The organism is Klebsiella sp. BIGb0399 (genome assembly GCF_003752615.1).
GTDB lineage: Bacteria > Pseudomonadota > Gammaproteobacteria > Enterobacterales > Enterobacteriaceae > Klebsiella > Klebsiella lignicola.
In genome coordinates, this window is sequence record NZ_RKHT01000008.1 from 328,458 (window position 1) to 349,909 (window position 21,452).

The 21,452-nt window shown below is 59.0% G+C and carries 17 protein-coding genes; 7 read left to right on the forward strand and 10 right to left on the reverse strand.

Annotation, left to right across the window (positions count from 1 at the left end; all coding sequences use genetic code 11):
- Positions 1-58: 58 nt before the first annotated feature.
- From EDF82_RS19815 to EDF82_RS19835, 4 genes are all read right to left on the reverse strand, one after another.
- Positions 59-988, reverse strand: a complete 930-nt coding sequence (locus EDF82_RS19815; protein ID WP_123757211.1) for a sugar kinase — start codon at positions 986-988, stop codon at positions 59-61.
- A 260-nt stretch (positions 989-1,248) separates the two neighbouring features.
- Entirely contained in the window at positions 1,249-2,571 is a 1,323-nt protein-coding gene (locus tag EDF82_RS19825) for an MFS transporter (protein ID WP_123757213.1), read from the reverse strand.
- A 270-nt stretch (positions 2,572-2,841) separates the two neighbouring features.
- Positions 2,842-3,873: an inner membrane protein YhjD gene (gene yhjD / locus EDF82_RS19830; protein WP_123757214.1), complete on the reverse strand. Its 1,032-nt coding sequence runs from the start codon at positions 3,871-3,873 to the stop codon at positions 2,842-2,844.
- Positions 3,874-4,117: 244 nt separating this feature from the next.
- Positions 4,118-5,017 (reverse strand): LysR family transcriptional regulator, encoded by a 900-nt coding sequence (locus EDF82_RS19835; RefSeq protein WP_123757215.1) that lies wholly within the window; start codon positions 5,015-5,017, stop codon positions 4,118-4,120.
- Positions 5,018-5,136: 119 nt separating this feature from the next.
- Here EDF82_RS19835 and EDF82_RS19840 point away from each other — a divergent pair, with 119 nt between their 5' ends.
- A complete protein-coding gene (locus EDF82_RS19840) occupies positions 5,137-5,895 on the forward strand; it encodes an SDR family NAD(P)-dependent oxidoreductase (RefSeq protein WP_123757216.1) in 759 nt (252 codons plus the stop codon).
- A gap of 44 nt (positions 5,896-5,939) precedes the next feature.
- Here EDF82_RS19840 and EDF82_RS19845 read toward each other — a convergent pair whose 3' ends face one another.
- From EDF82_RS19845 to EDF82_RS19855, 3 genes are all read right to left on the reverse strand, one after another.
- The gene (locus EDF82_RS19845) at positions 5,940-6,476 is read right to left on the reverse strand and encodes a GNAT family N-acetyltransferase (RefSeq protein ID WP_123757217.1); all 537 of its coding nucleotides are present in this window, start codon (positions 6,474-6,476) and stop codon (positions 5,940-5,942) included.
- A 67-nt stretch (positions 6,477-6,543) separates the two neighbouring features.
- On the reverse strand, positions 6,544-8,196 hold the full coding sequence (locus tag EDF82_RS19850; protein WP_123757218.1) for an alpha,alpha-trehalase: 1,653 nt from the start codon (positions 8,194-8,196) through the stop codon (positions 6,544-6,546).
- 259 nt (positions 8,197-8,455) lie between these two features.
- A complete protein-coding gene (locus EDF82_RS19855; protein ID WP_123757219.1) occupies positions 8,456-9,604 on the reverse strand; it encodes an iron-containing alcohol dehydrogenase in 1,149 nt (382 codons plus the stop codon).
- A gap of 110 nt (positions 9,605-9,714) precedes the next feature.
- On the opposite strand from EDF82_RS19855, the gene EDF82_RS19860 reads away from it, so the two are divergent.
- Together EDF82_RS19860 and EDF82_RS19865 are read left to right on the forward strand one after the other, a co-directional pair.
- On the forward strand, positions 9,715-10,338 hold the full coding sequence (locus EDF82_RS19860; protein WP_123757220.1) for a glutathione S-transferase family protein: 624 nt from the start codon (positions 9,715-9,717) through the stop codon (positions 10,336-10,338).
- Between the two features lie 199 nt (positions 10,339-10,537).
- Entirely contained in the window at positions 10,538-11,641 is a 1,104-nt protein-coding gene (locus EDF82_RS19865) for a serine hydrolase (protein ID WP_199733707.1), read from the forward strand.
- Positions 11,642-11,660: 19 nt separating this feature from the next.
- Here EDF82_RS19865 and gorA read toward each other — a convergent pair whose 3' ends face one another.
- On the reverse strand, positions 11,661-13,013 hold the full coding sequence (gorA, locus tag EDF82_RS19870; protein ID WP_123757221.1) for a glutathione-disulfide reductase: 1,353 nt from the start codon (positions 13,011-13,013) through the stop codon (positions 11,661-11,663).
- Positions 13,014-13,111: 98 nt separating this feature from the next.
- A complete protein-coding gene (locus tag EDF82_RS19875; protein WP_123757222.1) occupies positions 13,112-13,954 on the reverse strand; it encodes a 23S rRNA (adenine(2030)-N(6))-methyltransferase RlmJ in 843 nt (280 codons plus the stop codon).
- Positions 13,955-14,147: 193 nt separating this feature from the next.
- Here EDF82_RS19875 and EDF82_RS19880 point away from each other — a divergent pair, with 193 nt between their 5' ends.
- The 3 genes from EDF82_RS19880 to rsmJ all read left to right on the forward strand — a co-directional run bounded on the left by EDF82_RS19880 (position 14,148) and on the right by rsmJ (position 18,404).
- Complete coding sequence (locus EDF82_RS19880) at positions 14,148-15,419, forward strand: phosphatase PAP2 family protein (protein ID WP_123757223.1); 1,272 nt, start codon at positions 14,148-14,150, stop codon at positions 15,417-15,419.
- Between the two features lie 185 nt (positions 15,420-15,604).
- Positions 15,605-17,647 carry an oligopeptidase A gene (prlC, locus tag EDF82_RS19885; RefSeq protein ID WP_123757224.1) on the forward strand — a complete coding sequence of 681 codons (2,043 nt, stop codon included), beginning with the start codon at positions 15,605-15,607 and terminating at the stop codon, positions 17,645-17,647.
- Positions 17,648-17,654: 7 nt separating this feature from the next.
- Complete coding sequence (rsmJ, locus tag EDF82_RS19890; protein ID WP_123757225.1) at positions 17,655-18,404, forward strand: 16S rRNA (guanine(1516)-N(2))-methyltransferase RsmJ; 750 nt, start codon at positions 17,655-17,657, stop codon at positions 18,402-18,404.
- 1,092 nt (positions 18,405-19,496) lie between these two features.
- Here the strand turns inward: rsmJ and EDF82_RS19895 are convergent.
- Entirely contained in the window at positions 19,497-20,699 is a 1,203-nt protein-coding gene (locus EDF82_RS19895) for an NAD(P)/FAD-dependent oxidoreductase (protein ID WP_123757226.1), read from the reverse strand.
- Positions 20,700-20,931: 232 nt separating this feature from the next.
- Between EDF82_RS19895 and EDF82_RS19900 the strand changes: the two genes are divergently transcribed.
- The gene (locus tag EDF82_RS19900) at positions 20,932-21,435 is read left to right on the forward strand and encodes an Rrf2 family transcriptional regulator (RefSeq protein WP_123757227.1); all 504 of its coding nucleotides are present in this window, start codon (positions 20,932-20,934) and stop codon (positions 21,433-21,435) included.
- Positions 21,436-21,452: the final 17 nt, after the last annotated feature.

The window sequence follows — 21,452 nt, forward strand, 5'->3', positions numbered from 1 at the left end:
CCGGTCAGCGCAGCGCGACCGGGAAACCTCCCCGAATCGCGCCATTCACGACGGTAAGTTACAGCGGCATTGCTTCGCGCGGGATAATCGCCCCACGATACTGGATTACCGTGCTGGCGGTCAGGTGCCCACGTCTGGCGGCTGACTCAGCATCGCCACCGGTCAGGCGCACCGCCAGATAACCGGCGCTGAAGGAATCCCCGGCCGCCGTGGTATCCACCACCTGCTCTTTTGGCAATTTCACGGCCGGTACGTCCAGCAACGGTTGACCCGCAACGGCCACCAGGCAGGAGTCCGCCCCGCGTTTTACCACCACTTCGGTCACGCCTGCGGCATGCGTACGGGCAATCACCTCATCGACCGGCTTTTCACCCCATAGCGCGTTTTCGTCATCCAGCGTCAGGAAGGCGATATCGGTGCAGGTCAGCATTTGCTGATAGACCTGCTGCGTCTCTTCTTTGCTGGCCCACAGACGCGGGCGGTAGTTGTTGTCAAAAATAACCTTGCCGCCGTTAGCGCGACATTCGCACAGCAGGGTCAGCAGTTTCTCACGGCTGGTGGGGCTGAGGATCGCCAGGCTAATCCCGCTGAGATAGAGGTAATCAAAGGTCGCCAGCTCTTCGCAGATGGCGGCGGAGTGCTCGCTTTCCAGCCAGAATTTCGCGGCGGCTTCGTTGCGCCAGTAGTAAAAGGTCCGCTCGCCGGTCTCGTCGGTTTCGATGTAGTACAGCCCCGGCAGGCGGTCAGCCATGCGCTGAATCAGGTCAGTCTGCACGTTTTCCTGCTGCCAGGCGTCCAGCATCTGCTGGCTGAATGCATCCGTACCTAACGCGGTCACGTAGTGAACGGCGAGATCGCTGGCATCGGTCTGACGCGCAATATAGACGGAAGTGTTTAAGGTATCGCCGCCAAATCCGCGGTTTACCGCCGCGTGTTTCTCTGACAGCTCAATCATACATTCGCCAATGACGGCAATTTTTTTAGACATAGTCATGACCTGAGATGGAATCGAATTTAACGCTAGTGTGCGCTGTGCCGTTTTTATGGTCAATTATATTAAAACAATGTTCCATTATTTTTTTGACCTGACGCGCGTAATGTGACGAAAAACGCATTTGTCAGTGCAAAATGGCGATCCCGACAGGATTGTTCATCGACGTGAGGTACAGGCAATCGCAGCAGAAGTGGGGAACAACGGGGCTGGCGTGAGAATGTGCTGCCCGACGACATGCGCCGGGCAGCAGGTGATTACAGTGACTGGTGGCGCGTTTCGTGGGTTAACAGCAGTGCTATCAGCGTCAGCCCGGCCATCGCCGCCAGGTAGATGCCCACCGCCGTCAGACCGTAGTGACCCTGCAGCCAGGCCGCAATATACGGTGCAACGGAGGCGCCGAGAATCGACGACACGTTATAAGAGAACGAGGCACCGGTGTAGCGGACTTCGGTCGGGAACAGCTCCGGCAGCAGCGCGCCCATCGGGCCAAACGTCAGCCCCATCAGGCTTAAGCCCAGCAGCAGGAAGGCGAAGACGAGGATCGGCTCGCCGGAACCCAGCAGCGGTTTGAAGGCGAACAGCGCGAAGAGGATAATCATCGAGGTAATGACGATCATGCTCTTACGACGACCAAACGCATCCGCCAGCAGGCCGGCAACCGGCACCATCACGCCGAAGCCAATGACCGCCATCATCAGCATCCACAGCACTTCATTACGCGGCAGGCCAAGACCGACCGGCGCCGCGCCGGTGCTGAACGTCATGGAATAGACGGTCATGATGTAGAACAGGGTGTAGGTGGCCAGCATGATGAAGGTACCCAGCACGGTGACGCGCACATGCTTTGTCAGCAGGGTACCCATTGGGATTTTGACCTGTTTCTTCGCCGCGGCGATTTTGGCGAATACCGGCGTTTCATGCAGCGAAACGCGGACATACAGCCCAATAATGACCAGCACGGCGGAGAAGATAAACGGCACGCGCCAGCCCCATTCCATAAACTGCTCGTCGGTCAGCAGCCAGGAGAGCAGCAGGAAGGTCCCGTTAGCAAAGAAGAAGCCGATAGGCGCGCCCAGCTGCGGGAAAGAACCGTACAGCGCACGTTTACGCGGCGGGGCGTTTTCGGTCGCCAGCAGCGCAGCGCCTCCCCACTCACCACCGAGGCCAAGACCCTGACCAAAGCGCGCCAGCGCCAGCAGCATCGGAGCCAGAATACCAATGCTCTCGTAGCCAGGCAGCAGGCCGATAATGACCGTCGAAATCCCCATGGTCAGCAGAGAGGCCACCAGGGTGACTTTACGCCCGACGCGGTCGCCGAAGTGGCCGAACAGCGCGGAGCCAATCGGACGTGCGACGAAGGCAATGGCGAATGTCGCCAACGACTGGAGCGTCGCGGCAGCAGGATCGCCCTGCGGGAAGAAAATATGCGGGAAAACGATTACCGCGGCGGTGGCATAGATATAGAAGTCGAAGAACTCAATGGCGGTACCGATGAGTGACGCGACGACGACTTTGTTGCGCGAGTTAACCGGTGCGGTTTCCTGCGAATTGTCGAGTGTGGTGGCTGTGGCTTGCATAAATCTTTCTTATTTTTTGCGGACGAAAGGTCATATAGCCACAGCAAAAGGGACATTTCAATCTGTAACAGAGCCTGCCGGAGGCTAAAAAACAGGCAAAAAGCGGATAATTTTTACGCCAGAAAAATAACTTCTATGAAACACTTAACATAAATAAAAAAATAGCAGATAAAACCAGTTTTAAGTTAAATAAAAGTTACACGTTGGATTTATCTGCTGAAATGATGAATCGGACTGAATTTTGCGTCTTTACTCAGTCCGATGGCGGCGTTAATCGTGCGTTTTTCCCGGCATCCGGCGGTCGTCTTTGTACTCGGCGGTGGCAATCCAGGCCGCGCAGAACAGCGTCAGACGGGCGAAGAAATAGAAGAAGGCCATCAGCCCCAGTACAGAGCCAAATGCCGCGCCGGACGGCGATTTCACGAGGGCCGGCAGCGTCCAGGTCATGATCATCTTGATGATCTCAAAGCCGATGGCAGCGATCAGGGTGCCGCGAATCAGCGCTTTACGCCGCGGACGGTGGCGCGGCAGACGCCAGAAGATCCAGAAAAACAGCAGATAGTTGGCGAAGATAGAAATGGCGAGACCGATCAGCCGCCAGGCCGGTTTTAACCACTCGATATAATCGAGATACAGCGCCGAGATAATCATCTGCTGCGCCGAGCCGGCCACCGAGGTGATCGACAGGGTGACCACCAGCGCCACCAGCAGGCCAATCAGCGAGATAAAATCACGGAAGTATTTCACCCAGATTTTTTCCTGGTCCTGCGGCGTGCGCTCCCACACGTCGCGCGACTGGGCGCGAATGGCTTCACGCAGGTTGCCCATCCAGTTAATCCCGGAATACAGCGCCACCAGCAGACCCACCAGGCCGACGGCGGTACGCTGCTGCACGGCGGTATTAATGGTGTTTTTCAGGGTCGCTGCCAGGGTGGGATCGCTGACGTTGAGCAGGATCTTATCGAAAATATCCTGCAGCAGCGTCGGGTGCCAGGCCAGAACAAAACCGGCGGCGGCAAAGGAGACCATCAGAATGGGGATCATCGACAAGAACGAGAAGTAGGTGATGGCCGCGCCAAACTGGTTTCCCATTCGGTCATTGAAGCGTTCGGCGGCACGCAGCAGGTGCGCAATAATCGGGTTGCGCTGCACTTTCTCGGCGGTCCCGGTTACGCTCTTCAACGCCTGATTGGCCTTCTGCGCCACGGCAGAATCGTTGATAGCTGCCAGCTTACTTTTGCTTTTTTCTGGCGACTGGCCCGGCTCCTGGGGTGGGCGCTTACTGTCGTTTTCCGGTGTCATTCGTTATTTCTTCCTTTTTTTACAACGAGGTTCTACAAAATTATACCCTAAATAATTCGAGTTGCTTGTAGGCGGCAAGACCGTAACTCCCCAAGAGCTTACTCAAGTAAGTGACTGGGTGAACGGGAGCAGCCAACACCCAGGCAACTTGAAGTATGACGGGTATATATACGTAAAACCTGCGAGGGGCTTGCCTTGCACCCAATCCGGCACCGTCAGACCACTGCATAAAGCGCTGCGGCGCTTAATCGACGTACTCTTTCATGACGCCTCCCAGCCACTCCATAAACAGATGCACCCGCCGGGAAAGGTTGCGGCGGTGAGGGTAGATGAGCGACACCTGCAGAGGCTCCGCGCGATACTGCGGCAGAATTTCAATCAGCTCGCCGGTGCGTAGCGTTTCACGCACGCCGGTGCGCGGAACCTGAATTATCCCCAGCCCTGCCAGGCAGGCGGCCTGATAGGTTTCGGTGCTGTTGACGGTGAGCACCCCGCCGGTTTTCACCCAGCGGACCACGCCGTCACCCACCACTTCAAACCCCAGCGGCCGCGCGCCGGGGGTGCTCGCATAGTGGATCAGGGCATGATCCGCCAGATCTTCAAGCGTGGTCGGGTAACCGAACCGGGATAAGTATTGCGGGCTGGCGCAGTTAATTTGCGTCAGCTTGCCCAGCGGACGGGCAACCAGGCCGGAATCTTTCAGCGTGCCGACGCGCACCACGCAATCAAAACCTTCGCGAATCACGTCCACCAGTCGGTCGCTGCTGCTGAGCTCCAGTTCAATCCCTGGATACTGCTGCAAAAACGCCGGCAGGCGCGGAATAATTAGTTTTTTGGCCACCCCAACCGGCATATCCACCCGCAGGCGGCCGCTGGTGCTGGAGGGATCGTGCTGAAACATGCCGTCCAGCTCGTCGAGATTACTCAGCAGGTCTTTGGCGCGTTCGTAGTAGACCATACCATCCTGCGTGAGCTGTACCCGGCGGGTGGTGCGGTGCAGCAGGCGGACGCCGAGGTGGTTTTCCAGCGCCTGAATCTGGCGCGAGACGCTGCCTTTCGGCAGGCTCAGGGTATCGGCGGCGCGGGAAAAACTCTCCAGTTCTGCCACCCGAATGAACAGCTGCATTGCGTGAATTTTATCCATACCGATACTCTATTGTTGTTCAGATTGAAACAGTAAAACGTAATTTAGCGTATTTATTGATTTACTTGCAGCTAATAAGCTCTGTAACCAGACAAACGTAACCGAGAAGGGGTTTTCTGATGACACAACGTATTGCTTTAGTGACCGGTGGCAGCCGTGGACTGGGAAAAAATGCAGCGCTGAAGCTGGCGGCGAAGGGAACCGACATTATTCTCACTTACCACAGTAACCAGCAGGCTGCGCTGGAAGTGGTGCAGGAAATTGAACTAAAAGGAGTGAAAGCGGCAGCATTAGCGCTAAACGTCGGCGATACGGCGAGCTTCGAAGGCTTTGCGCAAAACGTGGCGGATGTGCTGAAGCAGCGCTGGCGGCGTGACACCTTTGATTATTTATTGAACAACGCTGGCGTGGGGTTGAACGTGCCCTTTGCTGAGACCAGCGAAGCGCAGTTTGATGAATTAATGAACATCCAGTTTAAAGGCCCGTTCTTTCTGACCCAGCGCCTGCTGCCGCTGATCGCGGATAAGGGTCGCATCCTCAATGTGTCGAGCGGGCTGGCTCGTTTTGCCCTGCCGGGCTTTTCCGCCTATGCGGCGATGAAAGGGGCGATGGAGGTGCTGACCCGCTATCAGGCGAAGGAGCTGGGGGCGCGCGGCATTTCGGTGAATATTATTGCTCCTGGCGCGATTGAGACCGATTTTGGCGGCGGCGCGGTGCGTGATAATGCGCAGCTTAATCAGCATATTGCGGCGCAAACGGCCCTCGGACGGGTTGGTTTACCGGATGATATTGGCGATGCTATCGCTGCGCTGTTGAGCGATGACCTGGGATGGATGAACGCCCAGCGTGTGGAAGTCTCCGGCGGGATGTTCCTGTAATCATCCAACGCCTCGCGTGGGATGCGGACGGCCAGGGCGGCCGTTCACTCCGGCGGGTGGTAATCGCGGCGCAGCAGGCCAAACAGCCAGTCATTGTGCCAGCGGCCGTTCAGCCAGTAGCATTCGCGCAGCTCGCCTTCCTGCAGGAAGCCCATCTTCTGGAGCAGGTTGCGAGAGGCGATGTTGCCGACGGTGACGGTGGCGGTCAGGCGCCGTATGCCGCCGGTGTGAAAGGCGAAATCGCAGAGCGCCCGCAGGGATTCATAGCCATAGCCACGACCCTGCGCGGTGGGGGTAAATAAAAAACCGACTTCCGCACAATCGCCCTCGAGGTGCCGGTAGCCGGTCAGACCCAGCGGTACGCCGGTTTCCAGATTGCGCACGACCAGACACAGCCACTGTTTTGCCCCTGGCGACCACGGCGGAATGCGTGAATCAAAGGCCTCTCGGATTTCTGACAGCGGGCGGGTATCGGCGATATAGAGCATCACCTGCGGGTCCCGCTGCAGAGTGAGAAAAAAAGACCAGTCTTCCAGCTTCAGCGGTGTGCAGTGCAGTCGTGGCGTAATCAGTTCGGTCATACAGCGATTCCTGCGAGGAGTTGTTGTATGACGATAACAGGACCGGAGCGGGCGGAATAGCACCTGGTTATAAGGGTTCGCCGTAAAGCCCGATCAGCCGACGCACCACGCCGTTGGTCCAGCCGAAGCCATCCTGCAACGGATATTCACCACCGCCACCGGCATGGGGAACGCTGCTGGCAATATGGTATTTCTCAATCAGCTTGTGGTGCTGCTTGTAGAAGTGGTTCACCGTGTGCAGCCAGCTGTGGGCGATTTCGTCGCCGAGCGCGTCCTGGCCATACATTTTAAAGCCCTGCACCGCCATCCATTGTAACGGCGCCCAGCCGTTGGGTTTATCCCACTGCTCACCGCTGTCGTACTCGGTGGCCATGATCCCGCCGGGGGTTAACAGGCGGGCGCGAACCGCCGCGGCGAGCCGGTTAGCCTGTTCGTGGGTCGCCATCCCGACATACAGCGCCACGATGCTGGCGGCGGAAAACAGCGCCAGCTGCTCACGTCGCCAGTCGTAGTCGCGGAAGCAGCCGCTCTCCTCATCCCACAGATAGCGGTTTACCGCGGCCCGACGCTCGCTGGCCTTGTGGCGAAAAGCGGTTTCCGCCTCCCGGTCGCTATTGAGCCCGCTCAGGTTGGCGATGGTGTTTTCCAGTTTGAACAGGAACGCGTTCAGATCGATGGGGATGAACTGGGTGGTGCGAATACTCGCCAGCCGGGTCATCTCGCGCAGCCAGCGGCTGGAATAGTCCCACCCGGAGGCAGCACCGGCGCGCAGATCGCGATAGACCTCATTGGCCGGGCGCCCGGAGTGCCTTGCGGTTTCGACATCTTCTCGCCAGGATTCATCGCGCGGCGTATCCCGGTCGTCCCAGTAGCGGTTCAGCAGCGAGCCGTCCGGCATACGCACCACATGGCGATAGGCCTGGTTGGGGATTAACGAGTCGGCGCCGTCCATCCAGAACTGGTACTCCAGCTTCAGATGATCAAGGTAACGCCGCGCCCCGCGCACGCCATCTTCCTCAAACAGCTCCACCATCAGGGCAAAGACCGGCGGCTGCGAGCGGCTGAGATAGTAGGTGCGGTTGCCGTTGGGGATATGCCCGTAGGTCTCGATCATCCAGGCAAAGTTATCCGCCATGCATTTCAGCAGGTCCTCGCGGCCGCTTTCCGCCAGCCCCAGCATGGTGAAATAGGAGTCCCAGTAGTAGGTTTCGCTAAAGCGCCCGCCGGGCACGATATACGACTGCGGCAGCGCCAGCAGCGACGACCAGGGAATATGATCCTGCGGCTCGCGAGTGAGGAACGGCCAAAGGTGATCGATATGCTCTTTTAGCGATCGGTCTGGATCGGAGATGTAATCTTCCGCCCGATGATCCGGCAGCCAGAAATGATCTTCGACGAACTGCCGCAGATCGAACTCCGGCATCCGCTTTTGCCGACGGTAGGCAATCAAAATATCCAGCGGATCCTGCCTGGGCGCACAGTCGGGGAAGGTTTTGCTGTCGGCAAAGATGCGCGAGCGCTGGACGTGGGTAAACAGCTCCAGATAACGGTCTGCGGGCGTCAGGGCATCCGAAGCCGGAAAGCCTTCAATGATCTCCGGCTCCGGTTCGGCATCGAACATTTCATCCAGTTTTAACTCATACGGATCGACGCCGTAGCGCAGTTCGTCTTCGATCGGCAGCGCGCTGCTATTATCGTTGCGTAATGTCTGGCTGGACATAGTGATACGGACCTCCGGATCGCGTCAGTTCAGGACGCCGGGCCTCTCCCGGCCTGATTAATAAGCGTAGTCATTCGCTTCGGTGTTCGGGAGAAAAACTGTGCGTCGCGTCACAGTTATCAGCGAGGGAAGAAAACGCTGTTTTTACAATGCTTTGATTTTAAACATAAAATATTCTCAATGGCGCCGCCGTGAGCATCCGGCTGCGGCGCCATTGTTTTTGCAACAAAATCTAATTATGGCGGATGGGATGGGGAAATTACTCCCAGGCCGCCTCCAGCATTTCCAGCAGCTGCTCGCTATCGAGGCGTGCGGGATTGGCTTTCATTGATGAAGAGCTGCTGGCGGCCAGCGCCGCGGGTTCCAGGGCCTCGTGCGGCACCCCCAGATCGCGCAGATTCCCCAGCCCGGCGCGGCGGCTCCAGTCGCGCAGGCTGTCCCAGGCGGTCTCCGCCTCGATGTTCAGCCCGTCAGCCAGCCACTGCCGGACCTCGGCAAAGCGCCCGAGTATGGCAGGATCGCTAATCTGTGACTCATTGAGCGCGAGCCCGTAAGGCAGCAGGCTGCCGCAGAGTGCGCCGTGCGAGGCGGGGCTCAGGCCGCCCAACGGGCCAGCCAGCCCGTGAATCACGCCAAGCCCGGCATTGGCTAACGCCAGGCCACCGCACAGGCTGACCCAGGCCATCTCATCGCGGCTGTCCGGACACTCTCTTGCCATCAGCGTATTGAGCGCCCTGATCCCCCGTGGAATCGCCGCCCGGCACAGCGCATCGGTAAAGGGATTCGCCCGGGTGCACAGCCAGGGTTCGATAAGCTGGGTAATGGCGTCAAGGCCGGAACCGAGCGTTACCGAGCGCGGGGCGTTATCGGTGAGTGCCGGGTCGACAATCGCCAGGTCCGGTAGCATGCGGTCATCGCGCAGGCTGACTTTGCGCTGCTGCTGGGTGACGTTAATCACCGCATTCTTCGTGACTTCCGCGCCGGTGCCGGCGGTGGTCGGGATCGCGACAAACGGCAGCGGCTGCGCTTCTAATTGCCGCCCGTTGCCCACGACTTCCAGATAATCAATCACCGGCCCGGATGCCGGCACCAGTGCGGCAATGGCTTTCCCCGCGTCGATTACCGCACCGCCGCCGAGGCTGACCACCGCGCCGATGCCCTGTTCACGCGCCAGACGTACCCCCTGTTCGATATCTTCCAGACACGGTTCGCGGGTGATAGACAGGGTGACAACGTGGATTTCCTGGGCATGGAGGGCGTCCAGTAAAAACTGCGCCCGCTGCGGGCTGGCGCCGTGGATCAGGAGGACCTGAGCGGTATGCTGCGCCAGCCAGGGGGCGGCGCTCCCGGCAAGACCGCGACCAAAACGGATATTGCCCGGCGTTAAAACGTTAAACGGAGTCAGCATGGCGGGTTCCTGTGTCAGCAAAAAAGGCTGAAATCAACTATACACATTATCCGACAAGCTGCCTGTTAGAGTAGGGTGAAAGAGACGTCTCATCGCTAAAGGAATTCACAATGCTAAGCATACTGGGTAAACGTACCTCAATTAACGTGCGTAAAGTGTTATGGGCCTGCGAGGAAGCAGGGCTGGAATATCAGCAGGAGGATTACGGCAGCGGCTTCCAGCCGACCGACACGGCGGCGTTTCTCGCCCTCAACCCTAACGGTCTGGTGCCGGTGCTGCTGGATGACGATATGGTTCTGTGGGAGTCCAATAGCATCTGCCGGTATCTGGCGCGCAAAGCCGGACGGGAAGATCTGCTGCCCGTAGCGCCACGACAGGCAGCGGATGTTGAACGCTGGATGGACTGGCAGGCCACCGAGTTCAACAATGCCTGGCGCTATGCGTTTATGGGCCTGGTGCGCAAAGACCCGCGTTTTCAGGATCCGGTGGCGCTCAAAGAGAGCATTGCGGCGTGGACCCGCTGCGTACAGATCGTCGAGTCGCAGCTTCAGCACACCGGTGGTTGGGTCACGGGGGCGCATTTTACGCTAGCGGATATTGTGCTTGGCCTGTCGGTACATCGCTGGAAAATGACCCCGTTTGCCCATCCGGAGATGCCGGCAGTGGAGCACTGGTATATGGCGCTGAACCAACGTCCGGCATTTATGCGTCATGGCAATAATGGTACGGCGTGATTATCCAGAATTGGATAAAAACGGTGATATTTTCAGCCTGTTCGCTTTGCAATGATCGTTGACAGCCGTTACGATCCAGGCCTCTTGGCTTCTCCCCATTGGTTTCAGTACGGCAGGAAGGTGTGGTTTGAACAGGCAGCTGAGCCCTGTGTTATTGGCGTCACTGCTGCTTGTAGGATGCTCCGGAACGCTCTCGCAAATGAGCGTTCCCTCTGATGCCACCACGCTGGTTGCGCAAAACGGGCAACCGATGCCCGTCGATGCCTTCGTCACCCGCTATATGCAGCAAAAGCAGGTCAGCGGCGTGGTGGTGGCGATCATCCAGCATAATGGCCCGGCAGAGTTTCACTGCTATGGGGTAACCGACAGCAAAAACCAGTACCCGATCGCCCCGGACACGCTTTTTGCGCTGGGCTCTCTGAGTAAAGGAACCACCGCCGAGGTGATTACCTTGCTGGTGAACGAGGGTCGGCTGCACTGGGATGATACGCTGCTGACGTTGCTGCCGCCGGGCACGCCGCTGAGCAACGATGCCAAAAAAATCACTCTGTTACAGCTGGTGACCCACACTTCCGGCCTGCCGCGCCAGCCGATGAACCTGCTGTCGCTGGAACATCTGCTGGCCTATCTGAGCGACGGCGAAAACTTCTACCATGAGCTGGATAGCGACAAGGTGCTGGGCTATCTGCGCACCTTTAACGCCCCCGCGAGCCGTGAACCCGAATACTCCAATTTGGGCTACGCGATCCTCGGCTACATCCTCAACTATCAGACCGGTGAGTCGGTGGAAACCCTGGCGGCGCGGATGATTTTTCAGCCGCTGGCAATGCGCAATACCAGCTACGCGCCGCAGACGCTGCGCGGCTATCCGCAGCGGGCCCTTGGTCATGCGGGGGACCAGCCGAAGTTTAAATCTCGCGGCGCGCTGACCCCGGACTGGCAGTTCAGCAACAATATGGTGGGGGCGGCGAGTCTGTACAGCAACGCCCGCGACCTGATTGAATACGCCCGCGCCCATTTCTCGCCGACCCATCATGCTGCGTTGGATAAGGCTTTTGCCGACGTCAGCGTCGAGTACTATGCGCGGGAAAAAGAGGCGGCCAATATTGCCTGGGTGACCGATACCCTTGGCGAGCAGAAAATTACCTATCAGGTGGGGTATATCGGCGGCTATGCCAGCTATATCGGTTTCGATAAAGCGCATCAGAATGCGGTGGTGGTGCTGCAAAACAGCTTTAACTGGAGTAACTACATCGGCCACGCGATCCTGCAAAACCAGGAGCCGATAAAAAAAGCCCCGTGAGAACACGGGGCCGGGAGGATTAACGCATGGTGACGAACTCTTCCGCTGCGGTCGGGTGAATCGCCACGGTGTTGTCGAAGTCCTTCTTGGTGGCGCCCATTTTCAGCGCGACCGCGAAGCCCTGCAGCATTTCATCCATGCCGAATCCGATGCCGTGAATGCCGACAATCTTCTCTTCCGGACCGACGCAAACCAGCTTCATGCGGCACGGCTGGCGGTGTGAGGTAACGGCGGTGTACATGGCGGTGAAGGAGGATTTATAGACCTTCACGGCGTCATCGCCATACTGCTCGCGCGCCTGTGGTTCGGTTAAACCGACGGTGCCGATCGGCGGGTGGCTGAAGACCACGGTCGGGATATTGCTGTAGTCCAGATGCTCGTCCGGCTTGTTGTTGAACAAGCGTTCGGACAGGCGACGGCCCGCGGCTACCGCTACTGGTGTCAGTTCTACCGCACCGGTGTTGTCGCCGACGGCGTAGATCCCTGCCACATTGGTGTTCTGGAATTTATCGACCGCGATATAGCCTTTGTCGTTGGTTTTTACGCCAGCGGCTGCCAGGTTGATCGTATCGTTCGCCGGTTCACGACCGATAGCCCAGATCAGGCAATCGACGGTCTGGCTACGGCCATCTTCCAGCTCCAGCGTCAGGCTGCCGTCCGCGTTTTTCACTACCGCTTTCGGGATTGAAGTCGTGTGCAGCTGCGGCCCTTCGGCGTTCATCACTTCAACCAGCGTGTCGACGATCAGCGGATCGAAGCTGCGCAGCGGCGCGTGTTTACGCACGAACAGGTGGGTTTCGGCACCCAGACCATTGATCACGCCCGCCAGCTCAACGGCGATATAGCCCGCACCGACCACGGCAACGCGCTTCGGCAGTGCCGGCAGCTCGAAGAAACCGTCGGAGTCGATGCCATATTCAGCGCCCGGAATCGACGGATGGCTCGGACGGCCACCGGTGGCGATCAGGATATGATCGGCGGTGAGGGTCTCACCGTTTACTTCCACGGTGTGCGCGTCGACAAAACGGGCAAAGCCTTTGATTACATCGACCTTGTTTTTGCCCAGCACGTTGTCGTAGGAGGTATGAATACGATCGATATACGCGCTACGGCTGGCGACCAGTTTATCCCAGTCGAAGTGATTGATGGTGGCGTCGAAACCGTAATCCGGGCCATACAGGTGAATCGCTTCGCGAATCTGCGCCGCATGCCACATCACTTTCTTCGGTACGCAGCCGACGTTCACGCAGGTGCCACCCAGATCTTTAGCTTCAATCAGCGCGCACTTTTGGCCATACATTGCCGCACGGTTGATGGAGGCGATACCGCCGCTGCCGCCGCCGATAGCGATGTAGTCATAATGTTTGCTCATAGCGTATATCCTTAGAAGAGCCTGTCCGAGCAGGCTCTTAATCGTTGATTGACCGCGATTGTAGCGCGAGGCGTAAAAGGTTCCACCGATGGTTGCGATTACTCAGGGACGATCCAACTGACGGTGGCATGGCCATTTCCCGTCGGCGACAGCTTCTTATGCAGCCACGGCAGCACGTTGTTCATCTGTTGTTCCAGCTTCCACGGCGGGTTGATAACGATCATCCCGGAAGCGGTCATGCCGCGCTGGTCGCTGTCCGGACGCACGGCGAGTTCAATTTGCATGATTTTGCGAATACCGGTGGCTTCCAGCTCTTTGATCATGCGCTTAATTTGCGCGCGCAGGACCACCGGATACCACAGCGCGTAGGTGCCGGTGGCAAAGCGTTTATAGCCTTCATGGATCCCGGCGACCACGGCCTGGTAATCGCTTTTAATTTCATACGGCGGGTCGATCAGAATCAGGCCGCGACGGGAGACGGGTGGAAGCTTCGCCTTCAGCTGCTGATAGCCATCGGCCTTAGCCACCCGCGTGCGGTTATCTTTCTGAAATTCAGAACGCAGCAGCGGGAAGTCGCTCGGGTGCAGTTCGGTCAGATCCAGGCTGTCCTGCTCACGCAGCAGCTGGCGGGCAATCAGCGGAGAACCCGGATAGTAGCGCAGCTGACCGCTGCGGTTGAAATGCTGGACCACGGAAATATAGGCTTCCATCTCGGCCGGCAGGTCGTCCTGCTGCCAGATGCGAGCGATCCCTTCGAGGTATTCACCGGTGCGTTCGGCGTGTTCGCCGCTCAGCTGATAGCGACCCGCGCCAGCGTGGGTGTCCAGGTAGAGAAACGGTTTTTCTTTCTCTTTCAGCGATTCAATGATCAGACTCTGAACGGTGTGTTTAAGGACGTCGGCGTGGTTGCCTGCGTGAAAGCTGTGGCGATAACTGAGCATGGATGCAGAGATTCCGGGAATTGAACAAGATTACCGATAGTTTACCGCAGATCCGCCCGGATTACCGCTGCGGCGCCACGCTGTTTCAATCGTGGTGAAAGGATTGCAAAACGTGAATGGGTCATAAAAGTGTCAAAAATCTGCGCTAGCGTCGCCTGCAGGCAAGGTAATTGTTTGAATAAAAGGAAAAATAATGAAACTGCAAATCACACTTTTGACATCAGCATTGATCCTGGCGCTGCCGGCGTTGGCGCACGCGGTACCGGTAAATCAGGCGGCGGCAATCGCCGGTAGCGTCACGCCCGCGGCGGCCAGCCCGGCGTTTGACGACCTTGAAAGTCAGGCGTTGAGCCGGCTACGCGCGGCGCTGAAAGGTGATGCCGCGACCCTCACCCGCGACCAACTGGAGCACGCGAAACAGAATAAAACCCAGGCAGATAAGGCCTGGCTGAAGGCCAGCGGTTATGATTTTCAGGGGAAAGAAAACCAACAGGCGGGCATTGCGCTGCTTGCCGCTTTCAGCACCCTCCCGGATGCGGTGGTGAAGGCCAACCTGGCAACGGTGACCGCCATTAACCGCGATGCGACTCAGGCGACCCGTCATCAGGCGCTGGCGGATGCGGAAGGGATTAGCTATCTCTACTTCCTCAGCGATGCGCTGGGCCCGCGGCTGGGGAAAGCCTTCCTCACCGCTTACGATAAAGGCGAGCTGGGTAAAGCGGCGGCGTTGATTAAGGCCAGTGAAGTCAGCACCGGGGCGGCGAAAAAGCATTTTAACTACCCGCGCCCGTTCCTGATCCAGGGCAATACCATTCATCTGGTGCCGGACGACGTGGTGGTCAAGGATAACCAGCCCTATACCGCCGACGGCGGCTCGTTCCCCAGCGGACACACCAACACCGGCTATACCGATGCGCTGTTGATGGCGGAAATGATCCCGGAGCGCTTTGATGCCCTGGTGACGCGCGGCGCGCGCTATGGATACTCCCGCATCGTGCTCGGCGTGCATTATCCGCTGGATGTGATGGGGTCGCGGATGGTGGCGCAACGTAACGTTGCGCATTACCTCAACGACGCGAAGTATCACGCGCTGTTCAATGAGGCGCGCGATCAACTGCGCGCGGCGCTGGAAAAAGAGTGCGGCACGTCGCTTGCCGAGTGTGCAAAATCCGCCGGGAAAGACGATCCCTACCGCGACCCGGCCATGAACGCCTTTTACCAGTTCACCATGACCTATAATCTGGCGCAGCAGAAGGGCGAGAAGCCCGAGCTGACGGCGCCTGAAGGGGCGGAGGTGCTGCTGGAGACCGCACTGCCTCATCTTTCAGGGGCGCAGCGTCGGGCATTGATGGTGAAAACCGCGCTACCGGCGGGCTACCCGCTGTCGGGTGAGAGCGCCGACCAGCAGTTCTGGCAGCGGCTGAATCTGCCGGCGGCTTATCAGATGGCGCAGAAAGCGCATTGATCTCACACAGCCCGGCGAAGCATCGTGCCAGCCGGGATTTTGCTCAACGGCCGGGCTTATTGCAGTAATACCCGGCGCCTGGCACGGCGTGACATTGAAATTCCCGCAATGATCCCCCATTCTAGATCTCATGCTAAAGCGCCGGAACGCGCGCTTCATTTACCCTTTTCAACAGGACTGCGCTTATGACCAATCCATTACTGACGCCTTTTTCTTTGCCGCCTTTTTCTGCGATCAAGCCGGAACATGTCGTCCCTGCGGTCAGCAAAGCGCTGGACGACTGCCGGGCATCGGTAGAAAGCGTGGTGGCGCAAGGCGCGCCGTACAGCTGGGAAACCCTCTGCCAGCCGCTGGCTGAAGTGGATGACGTACTGGGACGCATCTTCTCCCCGGTCAGCCACCTGAACTCGGTGAAAAACAGCCCTGAACTACGTGAAGCCTACGAGCAAACCCTGCCGCTGCTGTCGGAATACAGCACCTGGGTTGGCCAGCACGAAGGCCTGTACAAAGCCTACCGCGACCTGCGCGATGGCGACCATTACGCCACCCTGAATACCGCCCAGAAGAAAGCGGTCGATAACGCGCTGCGTGATTTCGAACTGTCCGGTATTGGCCTCGCCAAAGAGCAACAGCAGCGTTACGGCGAGATTGCCGCGCGCCTGTCTGAGCTTGGCAACCAGTACAGCAACAACGTCCTCGACGCCACCATGGGCTGGAGCAAGCTGGTGACCGACGAAGCCGAGCTGGCCGGGATGCCGGAAAGCGCGCTGGCGGCGGCTCAGGCCCAGGCTCAGGCGAAAGAACAGGAAGGCTATCTGCTGACCCTGGATATCCCGAGCTATCTGCCGGTGATGACCTACTGCGACAACCAGGCGCTGCGCGAAGAGCTGTATCGTGCCTACTCCACCCGTGCGTCAGACCAGGGTCCGAATGCCGGTAAATGGGATAACAGCCCGGTGATGGCGGAAATCCTCGCGCTGCGCCACGAGCTGGCCCAATTACTGGGCTTTGAAAGCTATGCCTTTAAATCGCTGTCGACCAAAATGGCCGAAAATCCGCAGCAGGTGCTCGACTTCCTGACCGACCTCGCAAAACGCGCGCGTCCGCAGGGCGAGAAAGAGCTGGCCCAGCTGCGCGCCTTCGCCAAAGCCGAATATGGCGTCGACGAACTGCAGCCGTGGGATATTGCTTACTACAGCGAAAAACAAAAACAGCATCTCTACAGCATCAGCGATGAGCAGCTGCGTCCGTACTTCCCGGAAAACAAAGCCGTTAATGGCCTGTTCGAAGTGGTTAAGCGCATTTACGGGATTACCGCGAAAGAGCGCACGGACATCGACGTCTGGCACCCGGAGGTTCGTTTCTTCGAACTGTATGACGAGAGCAACGAGCTGCGCGGTAGCTTCTATCTCGACCTGTACGCGCGTGAGCACAAGCGCGGTGGGGCGTGGATGGATGATTGCGTTGGCCAGATGCGTAAACTCGACGGTTCGCTGCAAAAACCGGTCGCCTACCTGACCTGTAACTTCAACCGCCCGGTGAACGGCAAGCCGGCGCTGTTTACCCACGACGAAGTGATTACCCTGTTCCACGAATTCGGCCACGGCCTGCACCACATGCTGACCCGCATTGATACCGCCGGGGTCTCCGGCATCAGCGGGGTGCCGTGGGATGCGGTCGAACTGCCGAGCCAGTTTATGGAAAACTGGTGCTGGGAGCCGGAAGCGCTGGCGTTTATCTCTGGCCACTATGAAACCGGTGAGCCGCTGCCGCAGGCGCTGCTCGACAAAATGCTGGCTGCGAAAAACTACCAGGCGGCGCTGTTCATCCTGCGTCAGCTGGAGTTTGGCCTGTTCGACTTCCGTCTGCATGCAGAATACCAGCCGGAGCAAGGGGCGAAAATTCTCGAGACCCTCGCGGAAATCAAAAAGCAGGTGGCCGTGGTGCCAGGGCCGTCGTGGGGCCGCTTCCCGCACGCCTTCAGCCACATCTTTGCCGGTGGTTATGCGGCAGGTTACTACAGCTATCTGTGGGCCGACGTGCTGGCGGCAGACGCCTTCTCTCGCTTTGAAGAAGAGGGGATTTTCAACCGCGAAACCGGTCAGTCGTTCCTCGATAACATCCTGAGCCGCGGTGGTTCCGAAGAGCCAATGGTGCTGTTCAAACGCTTCCGTGGGCGTGAGCCGCAGCTGGACGCGATGCTCGATCATTACGGGATCAAGGGCTAAGCGTTTCGTGAAAATTTGCTTAGTCGATGAAACGGGCGCCGGAGACGGCGCCTTATCTGTTCTTGCGACCCGCTGGGGGCTGGAACAGGATGATGACAACCCGATGGCGCTGGTGATGACCCCGGAGCATCTGGAGCTGCGCAAGCGCGATGAGCCGAAGCTCGGCGGGATCTTCGTTGATTTTGTCGGCGGGGCCATGGCCCACCGGCGTAAATTTGGCGGCGGTCGCGGTGAAGCGGTGGCGAAAGCCGTTGGCGTGAAAGGCGACTACCTGCCAGAGGTGGTGGATGCGACGGCGGGACTGGGGCGGGATGCCTTTGTGCTGGCGGCGGTCGGCTGCCGGGTGCGGATGCTGGAGCGTAATCCGGTGGTGGCGGCCCTGCTCGATGACGGGCTGGCACGCGGCTATGCCGACCCGGAAATCGGCCCGTGGTTACGCGAGCGTTTGCAGTTGATTCATGCTTCCAGCCTGACGGCGCTGACGGATATTACGCCGCGTCCGCAGGTGGTCTATCTGGACCCGATGTTCCCGCACAAGCAGAAAAGCGCGCTGGTGAAGAAAGAGATGCGTGTGTTTCAGTCGTTGGTGGGACCGGATCTGGATGCCGACGGGCTGCTGGCGCCGGCACGGCAGCTGGCAACCAAACGGGTGGTGGTGAAACGCCCGGATTACGCGCCGCCGCTGGCCGAAGTCGCCACGCCGAACGCGGTGGTCACCAAAGGCCACCGTTTCGATATCTACGCTGGAACGGCGTGACCGGGCCACGGGTCCGTGCGGTTTAGTATGTTGTCGCCCGGACGGGGCGTAGCACCGCCTGCGGGAAACTCCCCGGTGGCGCTGTGCTGACCGGGCTACGGGTCCATGCGGTTTGAGATGTTGTAGCCCGGACAGGTGCGTAGCACCGCCTCCGGGAAACTCCCCGGTGGCGCTGCGCTGACCGGGCTACGGGTCCGTGCGGTTTAGTATGTTGTCGCCTGGACGGGGCGTAGCACCGCCTGCGGGAAACTCCCCGGTGGCGCTGCGCTGACCGGGCTACGGGTCCATGCGGTTTGAGATGTTGTAGCCCGGACAGGTGCGTAGCACCGCCTGGCCTGCGGGAAACTCCCCGGTGGCGCTGCGCTGACCGGGCTACGGGTCCATGCGGTTTGAGATGTTGTAGCCCGGACAGGTGCGTAGCACCGCCTGCGGGAAACTCCCCGGTGGCGCTGCGCTGACCGGGCTACGGGTCCATGCGGTTTGAGATGTTGTAGCCCGGACAGGTGCGTAGCACCGCCTCCGGGAGACTCCCTGGTGGCGCTGCGCTGACCGGGCTACGGGTCCATGCGGTTTAGTATGTTGTCGCCTGGACGGGGCGTAGCACCGCCTGCGGGAAACTCCCCGGTGGCGCTGCGCTGACCGGGCTACGGGTCCGTGCGGTTGGGGATGTTGTAGCCCGGACAGGGGCGTAGCACCGCCTCCGGGAAACTCCCCCGGTGGCGATGCGCTGACCGGGCTACGGGTCCATGCGGTTGGGGAGGTTGTAGCCCGGACAGGTGCGTAGCACCGCCTCCGGGAGACTCCCTGGTGGCGCTGCGCTGACCGGGCTACGGGTCCGTGCGGTTGGGGATGTTGTAGCCCGGACAGGTGCGTAGCACCGCCTCCGGGAGACTCCCTGGTGGCGCTGCGCTGACCGGGCTACGGGTCCGTGCGGTTGGGGATGTTGTAGCCCGGACAGGTGCGTAGCACCGCCTCCGGGAAACTCCCCCGGTGGCGATGCGCTGACCGGGCTACGGGTCCATGCGGTTGGGGATGTTGTAGCCCGGACAGGTGCGTAGCACCGCCTCCGGGAGATCCCTTGAGAGTGACGGATTAAACAAACGGTGCCAGCGGGTCGGCCATCTCAAAGGCGGCGGTTTTCTCGGCCTTTGGCGGATAGATCAACTCCTGGGTAATGGACATCTTCAGCTTCTTCGCCTCTTCCCGGGTCAGCTTCACCTGCTGATCCCAGCCTTCGGTATAGACCGCACCCCACGCCCCGAGGTCGAGACAGGTCACGTAGTTTTCCTGACGATAGGGCAGCGGCATCACGTTGAGCAGGCTGGCAGCCGCGTTATTACCGGCAAATTTACCCAGCAAAATTGCGTGCTGGCAGGTCATCAACGCATGGTTACCTTTGTCATCGGTGGCCGCATAGGCCACGTCACCGGTCGCATAGATATCGTCATGGCCCACCACCTGAAGCGCCGTATTCACATGCAGGCGGCCCTGGCGATCGCGCGGGGCATCAATCTGCGCCGTCAGGCCGTTGGCCTCGACGCCAACGGTCCAGATAACGGTCCGGGAGGCGATGTACTGGCCGTCTTTCAGCATCACGCCGTCGGCATCCACGCGTTCTACTTCGGTATTCACCCGCCATTCAACGCCAAGCTCTGCAGAGGCCTGGACGATAACCTCGCGTAATGCTTCGCTGTAGCGTGAACCCGGCTGCGGCCCGCGCTCAACTACGACTACTCTGGTCTTAGCATTCGAGCCGAGGATCTCCCGCAATTTGCCGGGCAGCTCCAGCGCCATCTCGATACCGGTGAAACCGCCGCCGCATACCACCACGGTATTGCGTGACTCACTGTCGGCCTCATGAGCAAGGGATTTCAGGTGCGATTCCAGCTCGCTGGCGCTCTCCAGCTGATCGAGATCGAAGGCGTGGGTATCGGCGCCGGCCACCAGTGAACGGTTGACGTGGCTGCCGCTGGCCAGAACTAACCGGTCGTAGCTCTGCTGCTGCATGACGCCGTTGGCATCAGTCCAGGTCACGGTTTTGCTGGCCGGAAGGATCCGGGAAACCGTCCCGCGCAGGAAGCGCACGCCAGTCACGTCAAACAGCGGCTGCAACGGCGCTACCAGGGTCTCGACGGCATTTTCATAAAAGCGCGGACGCACCCGCAGTTCAGGCTGCGGGGCAATCACCGTGATCTCTACGGCCTGTGATTGATGTTGATCGGCGAGGCGAGCAGCGCTAAGCGCGGCCCACATTCCCGCAAAGCCGGCACCGACTACCAGAATTTGTTTACCCATGATGGTTTCACTCACTGTTAACGACGATATGTTTACTCGGATTTTATTTGTCGTAGTATGTAATTGCAATCTGATTTGCAACGCAGAGCGGTTTGGCTGGGTTGATTTGTATTTATCTAATTGATAATAAAAAGTTTAAAACTTTTATGGACGACGGGATATTTTATCTTTGTGGTAAGGCTATGGCGAAAAAGCTACAATAACTCAGATTTATTTTGGCTGAGATAAGAGCATGGCATTCTACAGTTCCGGTGTTGAGTACGGCATCCATAGCCTGATGTGTATGGTGGACAGCAAAGGCGACGCCCGCGATATGAGCGTGCGCGAAATCGCCGATCTGCAAAGCGTGCCCTACGATTACCTGGCCAAAATCTTTACCCGCCTTTCGAAGGCCGGCCTGGTGCGCAGCACGGAAGGCAAGGGCGGCGGATTCCAGCTGGCGAAGCCGGCGGAACATATCACGGTACTCGATGTGGTGAACGCCATTGATGGCGATAAGCGCATTTTTGAGTGTCGGGAAATTCGCCAGCGGCTGGCGGTGTTTGACGAACGTCCGCCGGAATGGGCCTGCGAAGGGATCTGCGGCGTGCGATCGGTGATGGATATGGCCCAGCAGCGCATGGAAGAGGCCTTAGGGCAGCATACCATTCTGGACCTGGCGCGTAAGATGTACCGCAAAGCGCCGGACGAGTTTGTTATCGAAGTACAGGACTGGATTGCCGCGCGCAAAGGTTAACCCCAGCCGGTGTTGCC

What these genes read in the sequence shown, in the direction of transcription:
- EDF82_RS19875 (WP_123757222.1), bottom strand. Translation starts at nt 13,954, where the DNA reads ATGCTCAGTTATCGCCACAGCTTTCACGCAGGCAACCACGCCGACGTC.
- EDF82_RS19880 (WP_123757223.1), top strand. Translation starts at nt 14,148, where the DNA reads ATGAAACTGCAAATCACACTTTTGACATCAGCATTGATCCTGGCGCTG.
- EDF82_RS19850 (WP_123757218.1), bottom strand. Translation starts at nt 8,196, where the DNA reads ATGTCCAGCCAGACATTACGCAACGATAATAGCAGCGCGCTGCCGATC.
- EDF82_RS19825 (WP_123757213.1), bottom strand. Translation starts at nt 2,571, where the DNA reads ATGCAAGCCACAGCCACCACACTCGACAATTCGCAGGAAACCGCACCG.
- EDF82_RS19840 (WP_123757216.1), top strand. Translation starts at nt 5,137, where the DNA reads ATGACACAACGTATTGCTTTAGTGACCGGTGGCAGCCGTGGACTGGGA.
- EDF82_RS19900 (WP_123757227.1), top strand. Translation starts at nt 20,932, where the DNA reads ATGGCATTCTACAGTTCCGGTGTTGAGTACGGCATCCATAGCCTGATG.
- EDF82_RS19845 (WP_123757217.1), bottom strand. Translation starts at nt 6,476, where the DNA reads ATGACCGAACTGATTACGCCACGACTGCACTGCACACCGCTGAAGCTG.
- yhjD (WP_123757214.1), bottom strand. Translation starts at nt 3,873, where the DNA reads ATGACACCGGAAAACGACAGTAAGCGCCCACCCCAGGAGCCGGGCCAG.
- prlC (WP_123757224.1), top strand. Translation starts at nt 15,605, where the DNA reads ATGACCAATCCATTACTGACGCCTTTTTCTTTGCCGCCTTTTTCTGCG.
- EDF82_RS19895 (WP_123757226.1), bottom strand. Translation starts at nt 20,699, where the DNA reads ATGGGTAAACAAATTCTGGTAGTCGGTGCCGGCTTTGCGGGAATGTGG.
- gorA (WP_123757221.1), bottom strand. Translation starts at nt 13,013, where the DNA reads ATGAGCAAACATTATGACTACATCGCTATCGGCGGCGGCAGCGGCGGT.
- EDF82_RS19835 (WP_123757215.1), bottom strand. Translation starts at nt 5,017, where the DNA reads ATGGATAAAATTCACGCAATGCAGCTGTTCATTCGGGTGGCAGAACTG.
- EDF82_RS19855 (WP_123757219.1), bottom strand. Translation starts at nt 9,604, where the DNA reads ATGCTGACTCCGTTTAACGTTTTAACGCCGGGCAATATCCGTTTTGGT.
- EDF82_RS19865 (WP_199733707.1), top strand. Translation starts at nt 10,538, where the DNA reads ATGAGCGTTCCCTCTGATGCCACCACGCTGGTTGCGCAAAACGGGCAA.
- EDF82_RS19815 (WP_123757211.1), bottom strand. Translation starts at nt 988, where the DNA reads ATGTCTAAAAAAATTGCCGTCATTGGCGAATGTATGATTGAGCTGTCA.
- EDF82_RS19860 (WP_123757220.1), top strand. Translation starts at nt 9,715, where the DNA reads ATGCTAAGCATACTGGGTAAACGTACCTCAATTAACGTGCGTAAAGTG.